At 59.3% G+C, this 16,100-nt stretch carries 21 protein-coding genes; 6 read left to right on the top strand and 15 right to left on the bottom strand.

Annotated elements, in window-relative coordinates; all coding sequences use genetic code 11:
* Positions 1 to 57: 57 nt before the first annotated feature.
* On the top strand, positions 58 to 252 hold the full coding sequence (iscX, locus tag ACWJJK_RS15270; RefSeq protein WP_077729047.1) for a Fe-S cluster assembly protein IscX: 195 nt from the start codon (positions 58 to 60) through the stop codon (positions 250 to 252).
* 340 nt (positions 253 to 592) lie between these two features.
* Positions 593 to 1,138 carry a phage tail protein gene (locus ACWJJK_RS15265; protein ID WP_077729048.1) on the top strand — a complete coding sequence of 182 codons (546 nt, stop codon included), beginning with the start codon at positions 593 to 595 and terminating at the stop codon, positions 1,136 to 1,138.
* A 459-nt stretch (positions 1,139 to 1,597) separates the two neighbouring features.
* Here the strand turns inward: ACWJJK_RS15265 and ACWJJK_RS15260 are convergent, their stop codons facing one another.
* The 3 genes from ACWJJK_RS15260 to ACWJJK_RS15250 are packed head-to-tail and all read right to left on the bottom strand — an operon-like array spanning position 1,598 to position 3,250.
* Positions 1,598 to 1,897 carry a DUF6156 family protein gene (locus ACWJJK_RS15260; RefSeq protein ID WP_077729049.1) on the bottom strand — a complete coding sequence of 100 codons (300 nt, stop codon included), beginning with the start codon at positions 1,895 to 1,897 and terminating at the stop codon, positions 1,598 to 1,600.
* A gap of 52 nt (positions 1,898 to 1,949) precedes the next feature.
* Positions 1,950 to 2,567, bottom strand: a complete 618-nt coding sequence (locus ACWJJK_RS15255) for a glutathione S-transferase family protein (protein WP_077729050.1) — start codon at positions 2,565 to 2,567, stop codon at positions 1,950 to 1,952.
* On the bottom strand, positions 2,564 to 3,250 hold the full coding sequence (locus ACWJJK_RS15250; RefSeq protein WP_156879321.1) for a fumarylacetoacetate hydrolase family protein: 687 nt from the start codon (positions 3,248 to 3,250) through the stop codon (positions 2,564 to 2,566). The genes ACWJJK_RS15255 and ACWJJK_RS15250 overlap by 4 nt, the downstream gene beginning before the upstream one ends.
* Positions 3,251 to 3,462: 212 nt before the next feature.
* Between ACWJJK_RS15250 and ACWJJK_RS15245 the strand changes: the two genes are divergently transcribed.
* Entirely contained in the window at positions 3,463 to 3,774 is a 312-nt protein-coding gene (locus ACWJJK_RS15245) for a hypothetical protein (protein ID WP_077729052.1), read from the top strand.
* Between the two features lie 36 nt (positions 3,775 to 3,810).
* Here the strand turns inward: ACWJJK_RS15245 and ACWJJK_RS15240 are convergent, their stop codons facing one another.
* The 12 genes from ACWJJK_RS15240 to ACWJJK_RS15185 form a co-directional block, all read right to left on the bottom strand.
* Positions 3,811 to 4,581 carry an ankyrin repeat domain-containing protein gene (locus ACWJJK_RS15240; RefSeq protein ID WP_086135504.1) on the bottom strand — a complete coding sequence of 257 codons (771 nt, stop codon included), beginning with the start codon at positions 4,579 to 4,581 and terminating at the stop codon, positions 3,811 to 3,813.
* Positions 4,582 to 4,619: 38 nt separating this feature from the next.
* The gene (locus ACWJJK_RS15235; protein ID WP_454128256.1) at positions 4,620 to 4,883 is read right to left on the bottom strand and encodes a hypothetical protein; all 264 of its coding nucleotides are present in this window, start codon (positions 4,881 to 4,883) and stop codon (positions 4,620 to 4,622) included.
* 116 nt (positions 4,884 to 4,999) lie between these two features.
* Entirely contained in the window at positions 5,000 to 6,610 is a 1,611-nt protein-coding gene (locus ACWJJK_RS15230) for a SagB/ThcOx family dehydrogenase (protein ID WP_454128255.1), read from the bottom strand.
* Positions 6,607 to 6,813: a hypothetical protein gene (locus ACWJJK_RS15225; RefSeq protein WP_454128254.1), complete on the bottom strand. Its 207-nt coding sequence runs from the start codon at positions 6,811 to 6,813 to the stop codon at positions 6,607 to 6,609. Before ACWJJK_RS15225 ends, ACWJJK_RS15230 begins: the two co-directional genes overlap by 4 nt.
* Positions 6,813 to 7,244, bottom strand: coding sequence for an ArsC/Spx/MgsR family protein (locus ACWJJK_RS15220; RefSeq protein WP_454128253.1), 432 nt, complete (start codon positions 7,242 to 7,244; stop codon positions 6,813 to 6,815). Before ACWJJK_RS15220 ends, ACWJJK_RS15225 begins: the two co-directional genes overlap by 1 nt.
* Before the next feature lie 135 nt (positions 7,245 to 7,379).
* Complete coding sequence (locus ACWJJK_RS15215) at positions 7,380 to 7,709, bottom strand: Rieske 2Fe-2S domain-containing protein (protein ID WP_077729056.1); 330 nt, start codon at positions 7,707 to 7,709, stop codon at positions 7,380 to 7,382.
* 11 nt (positions 7,710 to 7,720) lie between these two features.
* Positions 7,721 to 8,128 carry a GIY-YIG nuclease family protein gene (locus ACWJJK_RS15210; protein ID WP_454128252.1) on the bottom strand — a complete coding sequence of 136 codons (408 nt, stop codon included), beginning with the start codon at positions 8,126 to 8,128 and terminating at the stop codon, positions 7,721 to 7,723.
* A gap of 19 nt (positions 8,129 to 8,147) precedes the next feature.
* Positions 8,148 to 9,068 (bottom strand): ADP-ribosyl-[dinitrogen reductase] hydrolase, encoded by a 921-nt coding sequence (gene draG, locus ACWJJK_RS15205; RefSeq protein WP_077729058.1) that lies wholly within the window; start codon positions 9,066 to 9,068, stop codon positions 8,148 to 8,150.
* Complete coding sequence (locus ACWJJK_RS15200; RefSeq protein ID WP_454128251.1) at positions 9,068 to 9,883, bottom strand: NAD(+)--dinitrogen-reductase ADP-D-ribosyltransferase; 816 nt, start codon at positions 9,881 to 9,883, stop codon at positions 9,068 to 9,070. Before ACWJJK_RS15200 ends, draG begins: the two co-directional genes overlap by 1 nt.
* 22 nt (positions 9,884 to 9,905) lie before the next feature.
* Positions 9,906 to 10,490: a hypothetical protein gene (locus tag ACWJJK_RS15195; protein WP_086135376.1), complete on the bottom strand. Its 585-nt coding sequence runs from the start codon at positions 10,488 to 10,490 to the stop codon at positions 9,906 to 9,908.
* A 9-nt stretch (positions 10,491 to 10,499) separates the two neighbouring features.
* The gene (locus ACWJJK_RS15190) at positions 10,500 to 10,934 is read right to left on the bottom strand and encodes a globin domain-containing protein (RefSeq protein WP_077729061.1); all 435 of its coding nucleotides are present in this window, start codon (positions 10,932 to 10,934) and stop codon (positions 10,500 to 10,502) included.
* Positions 10,931 to 11,356, bottom strand: a complete 426-nt coding sequence (locus ACWJJK_RS15185) for a response regulator (RefSeq protein WP_077729062.1) — start codon at positions 11,354 to 11,356, stop codon at positions 10,931 to 10,933. Before ACWJJK_RS15185 ends, ACWJJK_RS15190 begins: the two co-directional genes overlap by 4 nt.
* A gap of 534 nt (positions 11,357 to 11,890) precedes the next feature.
* On the opposite strand from ACWJJK_RS15185, the gene nifH reads away from it, so the two are divergent.
* The 3 genes from nifH to nifK all read left to right on the top strand — a co-directional run bounded on the left by nifH (position 11,891) and on the right by nifK (position 15,994).
* Complete coding sequence (gene nifH / locus ACWJJK_RS15180) at positions 11,891 to 12,772, top strand: nitrogenase iron protein (RefSeq protein ID WP_077729123.1); 882 nt, start codon at positions 11,891 to 11,893, stop codon at positions 12,770 to 12,772.
* A 99-nt stretch (positions 12,773 to 12,871) separates the two neighbouring features.
* Positions 12,872 to 14,341, top strand: a complete 1,470-nt coding sequence (nifD, locus tag ACWJJK_RS15175; protein WP_077729063.1) for a nitrogenase molybdenum-iron protein alpha chain — start codon at positions 12,872 to 12,874, stop codon at positions 14,339 to 14,341.
* A gap of 93 nt (positions 14,342 to 14,434) precedes the next feature.
* On the top strand, positions 14,435 to 15,994 hold the full coding sequence (nifK, locus tag ACWJJK_RS15170; protein WP_077729064.1) for a nitrogenase molybdenum-iron protein subunit beta: 1,560 nt from the start codon (positions 14,435 to 14,437) through the stop codon (positions 15,992 to 15,994).
* The last annotated feature ends 106 nt before the right edge of the window (positions 15,995 to 16,100 follow it).

Raw genomic sequence — 16,100 nt, 5'->3', positions numbered from 1 at the left:
TAACACGGGTTTTCCAGTCCAGACTTCATCACCAACCTTCTCTTGAGGAGCAAGCCCATGAAATGGAGCGATACCTTCGACATCGCCATCGCGCTGGCCGAGAGCCATCCCGACGTCGATCCCAAGTATGTGCGGTTCACCGATCTGCTCGACTGGATCATGCGCCTGGACGGCTTCGACGACAGCGCCGAGAAATGCAACGAGAAAGTGCTCGAAGCCGTGCAGATGGCCTGGATAGACGAGGTGAGCTAACCCCGCAGAAAGGATTGCAGCACGCGATCCGCCCTGCCAATCGGGTTTGGTCGTTTTTTGTTGGATATGTGCCGTTTTCGTATTCGCATGGAAGTAGGTCATGACCAAATTTACGACATATCGTATTAGATACGAATTGACGTAAAAAACGGCCTCGGCTGGGTCGAGCCGAGAACCCGCCGCTTTTCCTCCTTGTTCAATAATTTGATGCTAAAACAAAGCCTTGGAGCGTTGTTCCCGTTTCTCTCACGACCTGGCATCGCTTTTGAGACAGAGAAGTCACGCGACAGGAATTATTCCCCTGCGTTATTTCACTTCCACTCGAAAGGAGATTACGGTCATGAAACACATTGCTGGTTTGACTCTGGCTCTCGGACTTGTCTCGATCACTTCAACCGCGGCGGCTGGCGGACTGCCGGTCAATAGTTCGCCGGGGAGTTCCAGCTACTCTGCGAATATCGATAGTTCCAGCGATCCGGCTTCCGGAATGGTCTTTGAATTGCAGGCCGGTGAGTTCCACGTTTACTTCAGCAATTGCACACTCGGTTCGGAGACCGAGGTGACGGAGCATAAAGTTGTAAGTCAGAAAGGCCGGGAGGATATTGTGCAAAAGATTCCCGGTCGATTGAAAATGAATAGCGTGGTGTGCATGAAAGCTCTGGATTCCGGTGCCGACCTTTGGGCTTGGCGACAGATGATCATTGAAGGGAAGTTGAGGGAAGCGCGCAAGAGTGGGTCACTGATTGCTTACGACTACACCATGGCGCCCATAGCAACGTGGTCGTTTTTCAATGGATGGCCTTCTTCGGTCAGCCTCGGCAATAAGGATCACAAACTGGTCGAGATCGTGGTATTGGCTGTGGATGGCATCCGGCGTGACCGGTAGGTCCTCGGGATGTGCCGAATACCACAGCTCCGCTCTCTTGAATATACAAACGATAACCGGGATTTAGTGGGGTGGGTTAGGCGCACTCCGGTATGCGCTGATGGTCGATCACCGTACTTCGAGTGCGCCGTAACCCACCGATGTTCGGTAGCCTTGTGTTGGTGGGTTACCGTGCGCGCCAAAGTTAGAGCGTTTTCATCCCGCTCGTACGGCAAAACAGGCTTGGCGGAAGTCGCTAGCGCCTTCGGCCAGGGTGGATCGACTCAAGCATTCGTAGGTCGGCAATCCCTTGCCGACGAACCCGTTGGCCCAACCGCACCTTGTGTGAGGGCGTACCTAACTCACCCTACCATGGACATGCGCGTTCCGGGCCAGTAGATCGGGAATCCGTTCCCGACGAGTTCTGCGTCGGCAAGGGATTGCCGACCTACTTTAGGGTGCCGCTCGTAGTCAGCGGCTTTAGATCGGTTCGCCGTTCTCGTCGAACGCCATCCCGTTCAATTCGCCGTCGGCGTCGACGATTTCGACCGACTTGAGGGCGCCGTTGGCGTGGTAGGCATAGCGGTGTTCCATTTCCACTTCCCCGTAGACCAGCTTTTGCAGGCCGACCAGCCGGCCCTCATCGTCGAAATATCCCCGGAAATAGGTGTTGCGGTTTTCCAGTTGGGCGGGTTCCAGTTCGGTCATCAGCTTGAGCGGCAGTTTCACGCCGGTGTAGGTGAGGAAATAGCGGCAACGACCTTCGATCGCATCGGTCATGGTGTGTTGGTTTCCTTGGAAATGAAAAGATGGAACAGGAGCTAATAGACGCTCAAACACGATAGCCTTCTTCCCGCAATACCCTCTGCACGGCCGGTCGGGCCAGCATGCGCCGATAATGCGTCCGGCAGTTTTCCGGCAGTTCGAGCTTGAGCTTGTCGCCCCAGAATTCCACGTAGAACAGCGCCGCATCGGCGATGGAAAACCGCCCCGCCACGTATTCCCGCCCGCTCAGCAGCGTATCCAGCACCGCGTAACCCTTGGCGACGATCTCTATGCCACGCCGTTTGACCGCGTCTTGGTCGGCTTCGTTGGACGTGAATTGATCGGTGGTAAATATGCGCGCGAAACCCTGCATGTGGATCGTGCCCACGGCATAGGCCATGGCCTCGATCACCCGCGCTTCGCCGTCCGGATCGTCCGGCAGCAGTTTCGCCTTGGGGTAGGCGCGGGCCAGCCACCAGGCGATGGCCTGAAACTCGGTCAGCGCCGAGCCGTCATCGCGTACCAGGGTGGGAATCGTGCCTTTCGGATTCAGGGCCAGATAATCGGGCCGGTTCTGATCGCCCGCCAGGAGATTGACCAGATACGCCTCGAAAGGCAGGTCCAATTCTTCCAACAAAATGTGTATGCCGGTCGAGCACGAACCGGGCGTCATATAGAGTTTCATGATCCTATGGTGATGATTAAGGGTTCGAGCCCCGCAACCGTCGCTTCGATGACATCGCCCTTGACCACGGGAGCGGTCCCGGCCGGCGTGCCGGTAAAGATCAGGTCACCGGGACAGATTTCCACCATTGTGGACAGATAGCTGATGATTTCGGGTATCTTCCAGATCATGTCCGAAACGTCGGCGCTCTGACGGACCTCACCGTTGACCTTGAGCTCGATCTTGCCCTGGGCGATCACGCCCGTATAGAACTCCGGAGTGATCGCCGAACAGGGCGCCGAGTGATCGAATCCCTTGGCCATATCCCAGGGCAGTCCCTTTTCGCGCGCGGTCTTTTGCACATCCCTCAGTGTCATGTCCAGGCCCACCGCGTAGCCGAAGATGTAATCATTGGCAATCTCGATGGGGATTTGCCTGCCTCCGAGCTGCATGGCGACGACCAGTTCCACTTCCGGTTGCAGATTCTCGGTTCCGGGAGGATAGGGGAGGACCGAGTTGTTGGGCAGGATGGCATCGGTTGGTTTCATGAAGAAGAACGGCGGCTCGCGCTCCGGGTCGGCGCCCATTTCCCGCGCATGCTCCGGATAATTGCGTCCGACGCAGAAGATGCGCCGCACCGGAAACGGATTGCACGACATGGCTGGAAGCGTAACGATCTGAGGAGGGGCAAAAGCGTATTTCATGGTTTTAAACCTCTTCGAATAACGGATAGGCTGGCGGTTTCTTTGACGGCGTGTATCGGCAAACCGGCGATTGTTCGTGCGGCAAAGAGACCGTATCGGGTTGCAAAATAACCATACTTTTTGTGGTAGAATTTGGCCCCGAAGTGCCTCGCGCGCACTTAGAGAAGTTATTGTTTTTATTAACCAAAAATAATCCAAGATCAGGAGGTAACATGGTGCGTGAATTCTCGTATCGGGGAGAAACCTTCAGGGCCACGGTACACGGACGCCCCGGCATCGAAGAGCTTTTCCTCATCCACATGATCGACGGTGAAGAAGGCCCGGAGATTTCTCTGGACCGGTTCGAAGACCCCAATAATGATCCGGCTCAAAGCCTGGAAAGTAAGCTCGCGGATCTGGCTGACCAGCTCATGCAGGAGCATGGGCTGGCGCCGATGGACCCGGACGCGGGATTCGCCTGGGCGGAGCCCAAGACCGGAGTGAAGGTGCATAGCGGGGTTCAACACCACGCCATGGAAGCCTAGGCCGGTCGACAAATCTGCGCGCAGCGGCACGGATCGCTACCGTGCCGCTGCGCGCAGCAAGTTCAAGCAATCCAGATTGGCGGCCATGTCCAGGGCGGTGAAATCGTCCAGGGTCTTGATGCCGGTATCGGCGCCGGCAGCCAGCAACCGAGCGACGACCGCTGTTTTGCCGGTGGATGCGGCGTACATCAGGCAGGTGGCGCCATTCTCGTTTTGATGGTCTACGGCGATGCCCCGCTCGATCAAGCGACCTATGACGCCGAGGTTTTCCCCGTAACAGGCCAGCCAGAGGGCATTGTTGCCGTCGCTGTTGAGGGGTTCCAGCGAGGCGCCGGCTTCGAGCAGCGCCTCCACGATGGCTTCGTCGCCGAGCCGGCAGGCGTGCATCAGGGGCGTCATCCGGTTGTCGCGGGTTGCCTCGATGTCGTCGGGCGGGAAACCCTGTTCGCTCAGCCAGTCGCGAAGGGCAGGGCTCAAGTCCGCGGAACCCGGCGCGGGCACGGTGGCGCGCCAGGCCTCGTAGCCGTCGATCAGATCGTAGATCGTCTTGAAGCCGAAGTCCCGGAACATTTGCGCATAGGTCTGGCTGGCATTGCCGTGATAGCAGTAGATCAGCACCGGCTGCGATTTGGGCGTCCGCATGAGCACCTGCTCCAGATTGGCACCCGACAGATGCCGAGCGGCTCCTATGCATCCCGCCGCGAACGAATCCGCGTCTCGCACATCGAAAATCAACAGCTCCGGCTGTTCCAGCAAAGCTTGGGTTTCGGCGACGTTCAGCCGTCGCCACGCGGTTTCCGCGGTCATAACGTCTCCTCGATATTCAAAGTACTTGCCCGGTTCGTTCATTCCTCGTCCGGAGTCGCCATCCAGCTATAGCCGCCTTGGTCCCAAAGCTGGGCCAGCAGCCGATCGGTGTCGTAGTTCGGGTACTGCGCCTTCACTGTGTCGAATTCCGTGAGAAACGCCGCGACATCGTCCCCCTCGATGTAAGTCGATGCCCGGTCTTCCTTTGAGCGGAGTATGTAGGTGGCGCCGTTTCCGCTGGACAAGAGCTCATACTGTTCGCCTTCCGCCACGACGATTACAGGTTCCTGTGTGTCAGGCATCGCTTGATTCTCCTTCCGCAGTCGTACCATCAGTGATCTTGCTCATGTATCTATCCACCGTAATGCTCAATGAACTGTTCTCGGGATTCGTAAAAAGTTGTACTGTCATGCGCGGATCAGTCCGGATCGCGCCCCGCATAGGGCGGCAGGGTGAGTATCCGCGTGTCGGTCAGCGGGAAACCCACCGTGAAGTGGTACAGGGACTGAAAGGCCCGGCCGGAAAGTCCGAGGAGGTCGTGAAAGACATCGTCGAAATAGCAGCCGATGCCGGTCCCGCGGATGCCGACGGCTTCCGCCTCCAGATAGAGCACCTGGCCCAATAGCCCCGCCTCCCAGAATAATTGCCGATAGCGCCACGGCTGCGCGGCGACGATCGGCTCGAATTCCGCCAGCATCCCCAAGGCGAAAGCGCAGTCCGAGCCGATCGCCTGATGGCAATGGAGGGCTCTGGACAGCTTGCCGCAGTCGGCCTCCGCGATCCTGAACAAGGGCAGATGTTCCGGGCAACCCGCCGGCTTGGTCCAGGAGAACTCGCTACGGAAGGCGGCTCTCAGTTCGGGTTCGATCGCGGTCCGGCGCGGAAGGGCATAGAGTCCCGGCTCCAGCCCCTCGACGCGATGCACGAAGAACACCGGGTGCACGCGCGGGGTGAGGTTCCACACGTCCCAGGGCGTAATCCGGCGGGGCAGCAGGGCATCCAGCAGATGGTAAAAGCCCGCAGTGCTCAGTACTTCTCGCCGGTCGAAATGTTGCGCGCTGCGCCTTTGCCGGATGAGCGCGGCAGCCGGCTCCGGGCAATCGGTCCGCCTCGGCGGGTAGGTTTCGATCACGCCGGGTTCGGGCGGAGTGGCGAGCGCTCGGGTTGCTTCCGCGACCTCTTCGATTATCGGCCAGCGGTACATGGGATGGGGATCGAGCACGTTGGCTTGACCGCTCCACGCGCTTCCGGGCGGAACCAGTTCCGAGGGATCGAACTTCCCGGAATTCGCGTCCTCGGGATCGGCGATCACTTCCAGCAGAAGCTCCGCTTCCTCCCGCTCGGCTCCGGAAAAGTCCTCGTTCCGATCGAGCCCGAGACCGGCGGCCAATTCGGCAAAGCCGATACCGCTCACCCAACTAAGGCGCCAGCCCAGGGTTGCTGCTGCGTAGCGCAATGCGCCGATGGCATGGCCGGTATCCAGTTGGCAATAGCGGAAGGCCCGTTCGCCGTATTTCCAGGCTTCCCTCCAGTGGATCGAACTCAAGGCGACGAACAGTCGCGGGGCCGTGGAGGGCTCGGCAAACCGGCAGCGCTGCTCCAGTACATGATCGCGGCTGACATAGTGGTACACGCCGTCGGGAACCTCGGGAACCGATAGGCAGACGACATAGCCCTCGGTAGGATGCAGATTGCCGCTGGACGGATTGCAGCGCAGGGCCCAGCGATCCGGGCCGTACTCTTTCCAGGCCGAGAGTCCCAGGGACAATTCCAGTAAAATACCGACGGTTTCGAGCGAAAGCGCTTGCGGCGTCACGGTTTCGGGCAGCGACAAAGCGCCGAAGGGCGTCGCCAGCCGATCCGCGGCCAAGGGCAGCCGGATCGTGGGGGCGCCCTCGAAACGGCGGAACGGGTCGGGCTGGCTGTCCCAATCGAGCGTTTCCGGCCCCGCGGCATAACGCTCCAGCCGATGCTTGGTCCGCTCGTGATAGGCCAGTATCCGCGCCAGAGCGTCCGATACGGTATTCATGGTTGCGCCCCCGGTAGCTTCATGGCGTCGGCAAAGGATTGCCGGCCTACCCGGCGTTCCTCGGTGGTGGGCTGGTAGGTCGGGAATCCTTTCCCGACGCACGCCCTAAAGTCGGCAAAGGATTGCCGACCTACCCGGCGTTCCTCGGTGGTGGGTTGGTAGGTCGGGAATCCTTTCCCGACGAACCCCTCATCGGCGTTCATCAGGCCGAACGCTCCCCTGGCGTCGGGCAATGCTCGGTACGCCGGCACTGTTCGAGGTTCGCGGTTTCGCCCGTGCTCGGAGCCAGACCGATCCAGTCGTGGACGCGCTGCGTGTCGAAACCCGCTTCCCGGCGCTCGCCCACTTGCATCAAAGGCCGTCTTATCAGCAGGGGATCTTCGAGCATGAGAGCCAGCGCTTCCTGTTCACCGAGCGCTTCCGGCACCACCTCTCCGGATTTCACTCTGGGCGCCGCCCGGTTGAACCATTCGGACACCGGCTTATCGCCAAAGAACGCGCGCAGATCTTCGGCGGTCCAGCGGGTTTCGAGAAGATTGCGAACGATGAGCTCGTGTCCGGCTTCCAATAACAGGTGCTTCTGCCGGGCGTTATTGGCGCAGCCGGGTTTTTCGTAAAAAAGAATGGTTGCCATGGATTCGATCCGCTTTGTAGGAGAATTCATAGGATGCGCTGAGGTACGAAGCGCCCTTGGACTAGGCTCAGGACAGGCATCACTCGCGAACGATGCGCTTCACTGCGTTCAGCACATCCTACGCCTCTGCTCCGGCTAGCCGACGAACACGGGCGTAATCCCGTCGGTATCGATCAGCACCTCCTCGCCCTCGATCTTCAGGGGATATTCGGCGAGCGTGCAGGGCTTGCCCTTGACGCAGGCCCCGGTAGCGCCTTCGAATGCCCAATCGTGGTGCGCGCAGGTCAGGGTTTTGCCATCGAATCGGGCATCGGCCAGCGGCTCCTTGAAATGCGGACACAACCCCTGAAACGCACGGGGCTGGTCGCCTTGTGGCCAAACCACCAGCATCAGGGTGCGGTTGACCGCCACCACTTCGTATTTTCCCTCCCGGAGTTCGTTCAAGTCGCAGGCTTTCGTAAACATGTTGAAAATCCTCACACGGTAAATGATTTGGACAGAAATCCGGCGGTACCGGACAGGGTGAGACTGGTGGTATCGAACGGAAAGTCGCGGACGTATTCGCTGTTTTCCGGCGGTTTGTGCTTGAAGATCAGCGCCGCCGCGCAGCGTTCGAGCGTTTCGGCATCCATCGGGGCGAAGTTGAAGCAGAGTTCTTCGCCGGTGTCGATGTGGGATTCCCAATCGGCCTGTTTGACGTGATCCTCAAGGCAGTCGCGAACGTTTTCCGAGGAGCCGATATAGATGAGCTTCTGCGGCGAGCAGGTCTGCTTCTTGCCGCTGTAGATACAGGTGTAAACGCAATAGACCCCGGATTTAGCGGGCATCCCTCTCTTTTTCTTTTCTCTCCAATAACCTTCGAACGCGATCGAAAAATTGCCCATGATTTCCGTCCTCTCGAAGTCAAGTGCCGGTTGGCGGAACCCAGCCCGGCGATTGCGCGTGTTCGTCCGCGATTCCGAGCAAGGCGGCGGTCTGCCGCTCGATGTGCCGTACCACCTCGGTGTCCAGGCTTTTCAGCCAGCGCGCGGGGATGGCTGAGACTCCGTAAGCCGCCCCGGCCAGCATGCCGGCGAGCGCGCCGGTGGTGTCGGCGTCATCGCCTTGATTGACGACGCCCACGACGCAGCCGGCGAAGGAGTCCGTGCCGAGGAAAAAATGCAGCACGGTTTGTACGGTGTCGACGATGTAGCCGCTGGCGCGTCCGGGATAGGGATCGAAGCAGAATTCCGGATGGGTCTCGACCAGCGCCGCGACGAGCGGACGGCATTCTTCCGGCGAGCCGCCGCAAACCAGGCGCTGCACCATGCGGCCCAGAGTCAGCGTGGCCGCGTCCGAAAGCGGATGGTGGTGGGTGAAATGGCACTGCTCCAGCGTCCACAGGGAGAAGGCGTCCGCATCGCCCAAGGTGGCGAGGGCCACCGGCAGGTTGCGCATGCAGGCGCCGTTGCCGGCGTCGCCGGGGTTCGGAGGTCCGGAAAGGCTTCCGTCCAGCAGATAGCGGCGAATGCCGCGGCGGCAAGTGTTGCCCACGTCCGGCGGTTTTCGCTTGAGCCACGCGGCGAAGGCTTCCGCCACGGCCTTGAGGTCCCAGCCGCCGCTTTCGATGATCGCCCCGCCCAGTGCCAGGGACATTTCGGTATCGTCGGTCACCTGTCCGGCTTTGAGTTTGAGCCAGCCGCCGCCGACGATCTTGTCGTGGACGCCGTATTGATGCCGGATTTCCCGCGGCGTCATGAACTCCACGGTGGCGCCCAGAGCGTCGCCGACGGCGAGTCCCAAATAGGCACCGAGGGCGCGGTCATGGAGTAGTTGCGTGTCCATCAGTAGTAGGAGGCCTTGACCCGATACTCGCCGCCGATGACCAGGTATTCCCATTCGCCTTTGAGCGGATGGCGCGGCAAAAGGTTATTGAAGAAGAAGATTTTCACCACGGGCACCTGTACCTCCAGGATGAAGTCGCCGAACTCGCAGGCGGTCTCCCGGTTTGCCGTGAACGACACCAGGTTGTTGAGCCGCACATTGAGCCAGCGGCCCTCGCGGGGACCGATCTGACGCTGTTCGTCGAAGTGATTCTCGCCCCGGTATAGGGTGACATGGCGTCGATCCCACAAGCCGAAACGGGCGATGGCCCATTGGCAGAATTCATACATCAGGTCGAGCTGGAGATTGATGCTGTTGTTGTGGAAACGGCTCGACATCTTTTCCTCGATATAGGCGATCCAGGCCGGAGAGGTGAAGCGCGTCAAGGGCTCCTTGTGGAAGGTCGGAAACAGGCCGAAGCGGCTTTCCACCCAGCCCTTGAGAACCGCGCCCTGGGGATTGTTGGAATCGAACCCCCAGCCGCTCAAGAGCTTCAGATAGCTGGAACGGAAGCGGCGCGGACCGGTACCGTCCTGCCCGGCCGGCGGTTCGCCGTTGAGGCCGAACAGGACGTACATGTATTCCTGAAAGATCTCCGCCGCCGTTTGAGCGTCCTCGGCTTCCCTGAGCCGATCGAACAATCCGTAATTCGCTTCCCGCACGCCGCTGATATGCAGCGGCAGCGGGTGCTCGTTGAATGCCGTGCTGGCCAAGAGCCCGGTCGGGACGCCTACCAGATTGGTGCTGTGACCGATGCGGGCGATGTCTTGCGCCATGCAAGGGCGAATCCCATTCCGTCTAAACGGGCCGATTCTCGGGGATCTTGATCGGCCCCATGATCTTCAGGCCTTCCTCGAAGGTGATTTCCGGAAACTTCTCGGTGAACTCGACCGCCGCATCGGCGATGATCTGCAGCTTGCCGGCGGTGTCGAGCTTTTTCAGATCGCCGCGATCGATGTTGAACAAGTCGCGGAGTTCGTTGTACACGGTCGCTTCCTCCAGCGGCAGCACCCAGAAGGTGGTCCCGCCGTAAGCGATCTGATAGCGGCTCGAGATATCCAGGTTGCCGGCGAAGAAGAAATATTTTCCGGTGGGCGACAGCTTGTCCCCCATGACCTCGCACAACAGCTTGAGGTGCTCCAGGGACAGCGCCACGCCCGCCAGAAACGGGATGGTCGGCTCGCCGGCCTTGGCGACGATCATGACCTGATCGAAGCGGATCTCAGGGGGCCGCGCCTCATCGCTGAATTGTTGCGCGAACTTCAAGGCGATCTCGCCCCGGAAACCGAAATATCCCGGTTTGGTCTCTCCCTTGAAAACCGGAGAGATGAGACGCTTTTCGGCGTCCAGGCTGGCGAGAGGTGTTTCGGTGATAGTGGTCATAACACTCCTTCAGGGTTGGTTGCGAAGAAAATCTGCGGTTTTGAAAAAAGAAGCGGCGAGTTGGGCTCGCAGATCGGCGTCGGAAACTTGCTCCTCCAGCGCCCGGTTCATGCAAGCCATCCAGGCATCCCGCGCGGCGGTGTCGATGGGGAAGGGCAGATGCTTCTGCCGAAGCCGTGGCGGTCCATGGCGCTCGGCATACAGCGGCGGGCCGCCGAGCCAGCCGGACAGAAACAGGAACAGCTTCTCCTTGGCCGGAGCGAGATCCGGAGGATGCATCGCCCGAATGGCCCGCGCTTCGGGCAGCTCGTCCATCAACTGGTAGAAACGCTCGACCAAGCGGCGTACGGCTTGCTCACCCCCGATCTGGCGGTAGTGAGGATTGTCGACCGACGCCGGAAGCGTGACCGCCGTGGCGAGTGGAAGCGTGGGCGACCGTTTCACACCACTTGAACCGGTATGCTCAGTTTCACCTTCCGTCCCAACTGCGCATCGACCTTTTGCCGGGTCTTTTCGATGGTCAGGGGTTTCGGCAGGATGGAATTCACGCCGTTCTTGAGACATTCCTTGGCCAGGGGATCGGTTGCGGAGTCCGCGACCAGGATGATCTTGAGGTCGGCAATCTTCGACCGGATATCCGCCAGGACTTCGATGCCTTTTTCCTGCACGATGCCTATCCCTAAAAGCAGCACGTCCGGTTTCCAGTCCTTCGCCTTGGCATAGGCGGCGTCCAGGCTGGACAACTCGTGCGTTTCGATTTCGTCGTGAAGCATGAACTGTAGGGCGGCGCTGGTGATTTCGTCGCTGTCGACGACGAACACCCGTCTGTTGTCCACGGCCCTTTCTGTGTCTACACCGATCTGCATGGGCTACTCCTCGAGTGTATTGAAGCGATCGCGCAAGCGGCGGGAAATATTCTCGGACTGCCATAAGGCATAGGAGACGACCCGCGCACGCTCACGAGTGACGCCTAACCTTTAGCAATCTTCGTTCCATTAGCTCGGCGGGAGATGACGGCGGCCGAAGTGCCTGATTTTCCGTTTATCGGGCGATCGACCCTGGATTCGGAGCAGTCCGGATCGTTTGTATCGTTCCTTACAAACCGTATGGTTTTGTCCGGTTAGTAACACCTGATCGCTGCTCGAAAAGCTACAAAAACGGCGAGGAATGGGAAACTTTCAGCTGGATAAACAATGGCTTAAGTGTCGTATTTTGCGTGTGGCACAGTCGTTGCTCGGTAGCTGTCGACCAGTACTCGTCCATTCACCGAAAGAAACGGTGAGCGGCAGAAGAAAAAAAAGAAAAGCTCGCCGTGTTTGAGCCAGACATTTTTTCTTTCGGCGGATTTGCTGGCCACAGAGGTTTTATCGATCAACGTGTTTATTGACTGGAGATTGATCATGTCAGATTTGAGACAAATCGCTTTTTACGGGAAAGGCGGCATCGGCAAATCCACCACTTCCCAAAACACCCTGGCGGCTCTGGCCGAAATGGGGCAGCGCATCCTTATCGTCGGCTGCGATCCGAAAGCCGACTCCACCCGTCTGATCCTTCACGCAAAGGCGCAGGATACCATCCTGAGCCTGGCCGCTGCTGCCGGCAGCGTAGAAGACCTCGAGCTCGAGGACGTAATGAAAGTCGGCTATCGCGACATCCGTTGCGTTGAATCGGGTGGTCCGGAGCCGGGCGTCGGCTGCGCAGGTCGCGGCGTTATCACCTCCATCAACTTCCTGGAGGAAGAAGGCGCCTACGAGGACATCGACTACGTCTCCTATGACGTACTCGGCGACGTCGTGTGCGGCGGTTTCGCCATGCCCATCCGCGAAAACAAGGCGCAGGAAATCTACATCGTCATGTCCGGCGAAATGATGGCCATGTACGCGGCCAACAACATTTCCAAGGGCATTCTGAAATACGCCAACTCGGGCGGCGTACGTTTGGGCGGCTTGGTCTGCAACGAACGTCAGACCGACAAGGAGCTGGAATTGGCAGAAGCTTTGGCCGGTAAGCTGGGCACCAAGCTGATCCACTTCGTGCCGCGCGACAACATCGTGCAGCACGCGGAACTCCGCCGCATGACCGTCATGGAATATGCTCCGGATTCGAAGCAGGCCAACGAGTACCGTCAGTTGGCTCAGAAGATCCACAACAATTCCGGCAACGGCATCATCCCGACCCCGATCACCATGGACGAGCTCGAGGATCTCTTGATGGCCCACGGCATCATGAAGCAGATCGACGAGTCGCAGGTCGGCAAGACCGCGGCGGAAATCGCGGCGTAAGAAGTTGGTTGGGGAGCGGGACCTCACGGCAAACGATCCGGCCGGCCCGCTCCTCTCCTTCAAGCGTCATCCATCCAACAACTGAATCTGGAGAGCAACATGAGCCTCACAGTTGAGCAAACCAAACAGAGAAACAAGGAACTCATTAGCGAGGTCCTGTCGGTCTACCCGGAGAAGACCGCGAAACGGCGTGCCAAGCACCTCGGCACATTTGAGGAAGGCAAGCCCGACTGCGGGGTGAAATCCAATGTCAAGTCGATCCCCGGGGTCATGACCATCCGCGGCTGCGCTTACGCCGGCTCCAAGGGTGTGGTCTGGGGTCCCATCAAGGACATGATCCACATCAGCCACGGTCCGGTCGGTTGCGGCCAGTACTCCTGGGCATCGCGCCGCAATTACTACATCGGCACCACCGGCATCGACACCTTCGTCACGATGCAGTTCACCTCCGACTTCCAGGAGAAGGACATCGTCTTCGGCGGCGACAAGAAGCTGGAGAAAATCATCGACGAGATCCAGGATCTGTTCCCGCTGAACCACGGCATCACCGTGCAGTCGGAGTGCCCGATCGGTCTCATCGGCGACGACATCGAAGCGGTCTCCAAGAAAAAATCCAAGGAATACGACGGCAAGACCATAGTGCCGGTGCGCTGCGAAGGTTTCCGCGGCGTTTCGCAGTCCTTGGGCCACCACATCGCAAACGACTCGATCCGCGACTGGGTATTCGACAAGTCGGGCGACAAGCATCCCGAGTTCAAGACCACGCCTTACGACGTATCCATCATCGGCGACTACAACATCGGCGGTGATGCCTGGGCGTCCCGCATCCTGCTCGAGGAAATGGGTCTCCGCGTGATCGCCCAATGGTCCGGCGACGGTTCTTTGGCCGAATTGGAGAACACTCCGAAGGCCAAGCTGAACGTGCTCCACTGCTACCGCTCGATGAACTACATCTCGCGTCACATGGAAGAGAAGTACGGGATTCCGTGGGTGGAATACAACTTCTTCGGCCCGACCAAGATCGAGGAGTCGTTGCGCAATATCGCCAGCCACTTCGACGACAAGATCAAGGAAGGTGCCGAGCGCGTCATCGCGAAGTACCGTCCGCTGATGGATGCGGTGATCGCCAAGTACCGTCCGCGTCTGGAAGGCAAGAAAGTCATGCTGTTCGTCGGCGGCCTGCGCCCGCGTCACGTGATCGGCGCTTACGAGGATCTCGGCATGGAAATCGTCGGTACCGGCTACGAGTTCGGCCACAACGACGACTACCAGCGTACCACTCACTACGTCAAGGACGGCACCCTGATCTACGACGACGTGACTGGCTTTGAGTTCGAGAAGTTCGTCGAAGCGATCCAGCCCGACCTGGTCGGTTCGGGTATCAAGGAAAAGTACGTCTTCCAGAAGATGGGCGTGCCGTTCCGTCAGATGCACTCCTGGGATTATTCGGGTCCTTACCACGGCTATGACGGCTTCGCCATCTTCGCCCGCGACATGGACATGGCCATCAACAATCCGGTCTGGAGTTTGGCCAAGACACCCTGGAAACGGAACGGGGCCCACGCCTAGTCCGGTGAGGGAGAGTAGGGTGCGCCGCGCGCACCATCCAGACCGACCCGGTGCGCACGTCGCACCCTACAACCGCTACTTTGGAGTTACATCATGAGCCAGAATGCAGAGAAGGTGCTCGATCACTTCAACCTGTTCCGCCAACCGGAATATGTGGAATTGTTCGAGAACAAAAAGAAAGAATTCGAATTCGCCGAATCGGACGATAAAGTCGAGGAGGTGAGGGAATGGGCCAAGACCTGGGAATACCGGGAGAAGAACTTTGCCCGCGAAGCCCTGACGGTCAATCCGGCCAAGGCCTGCCAACCGTTGGGTGCGGTGTTCGCCGCCGTGGGATTCGAGGGGACCATTCCCTTCGTGCACGGTTCGCAAGGTTGCGTCGCCTACTACCGCAGCCACTTCAGCCGCCATTTCAAGGAACCGTCGTCGTGCGTGTCTTCGTCCATGACCGAAGATGCCGCAGTATTCGGGGGCTTGAGCAACATGGTCGACGGCTTGGCCAACACGTACAACATGTACCAGCCGAAGATGATCTCGGTATCGACCACCTGCATGGCTGAAGTGATCGGCGACGACCTCAACGCCTTCATAAAGACCGCCAAGGAAAAGGGCAGCCTGCCGGCGGAATTCGATGTGCCTTTCGCCCATACCCCGGCCTTCGTCGGCAGCCATATCACCGGCTACGACAACGTGCTCAAGGGTATTTTGTGGCACTTCTGGGACGGCAAGGCGGGTACCACGGCTCCCTTGACGCGCGTGCCCAACGAGAAGATCAACTTCATCGGCGGTTTCGACGGCTACACGGTCGGCAATCTGCGTGAAGTCAAACGCATCTTCGATCTGATGGGCGTCGAATACACCATTCTCGCGGATAACAGCGACGTTTGGGATACGCCCACCGACGGCACCTTCCGCATGTACGACGGCGGCACCACTCTGGAAGAAACCGCTAACGCTCTGCACGCCAAGGCAACCATCTCCATGCAGGAATTCAGCACGGAAAAGACCCTGCCGTTCATCGCGGAGCACGGCCAGGAAACGGTCGCGTTCAATCATCCCATCGGCGTAAAGGCGACCGACGCATTCCTGATGGAGATCTCGCGCATCACCGGCAAGCCGATTCCGGAAGCCCTGGAGAAGGAACGCGGACGCCTGGTGGATGCGATCGCCGATTCGACCGCGCACATTCACGGTCAGAAGTTCGCCATCTACGGCGACCCCGACCTCTGCCTGGGGTTGGCCGCCTTCTTGCTCGAACTGGGGGCCGAACCGACCCACGTGCTGGCCACCAACGGCGGTAAAGCCTGGGAAAAGAAGGTGCAGGAGCTGTTCGATTCCTCGCCCTTCGGCAAGAACTGCCACGTGTACGCCGGCAAGGATCTGTGGCACATGCGCTCGCTGCTGTTCACCGAGCCGGTCGACTTCCTGATCGGCAACACCTATGGCAAGTACCTGGAGCGCGACACCGGAACCCCGCTGATCCGCATCGGCTTCCCGGTATTCGATCGGCATCACCATCACCGCTATCCGGTATGGGGCTACCAAGGCGCGATGAACGTTCTCGTCTGGATTCTGGACAAGATCTTCGACGAGATGGACAAGAACACCATCGTGCCGGCCAAAACCGACTACAGCTACGACATCATTCGGTAGGGTTGGAAGCTATCAGGTCGGACACATCCAGAGTCGTAGGGCGGGTTAGCGGAGCGTAACCCGCCTATCGCGGAATCGGCGGGTTACGCCGGATTACCGGCTAACC

The organism is Methylocaldum gracile, assembly GCF_053646815.1.
This window is presented reverse-complemented; position numbering and strand designations above follow the sequence as displayed.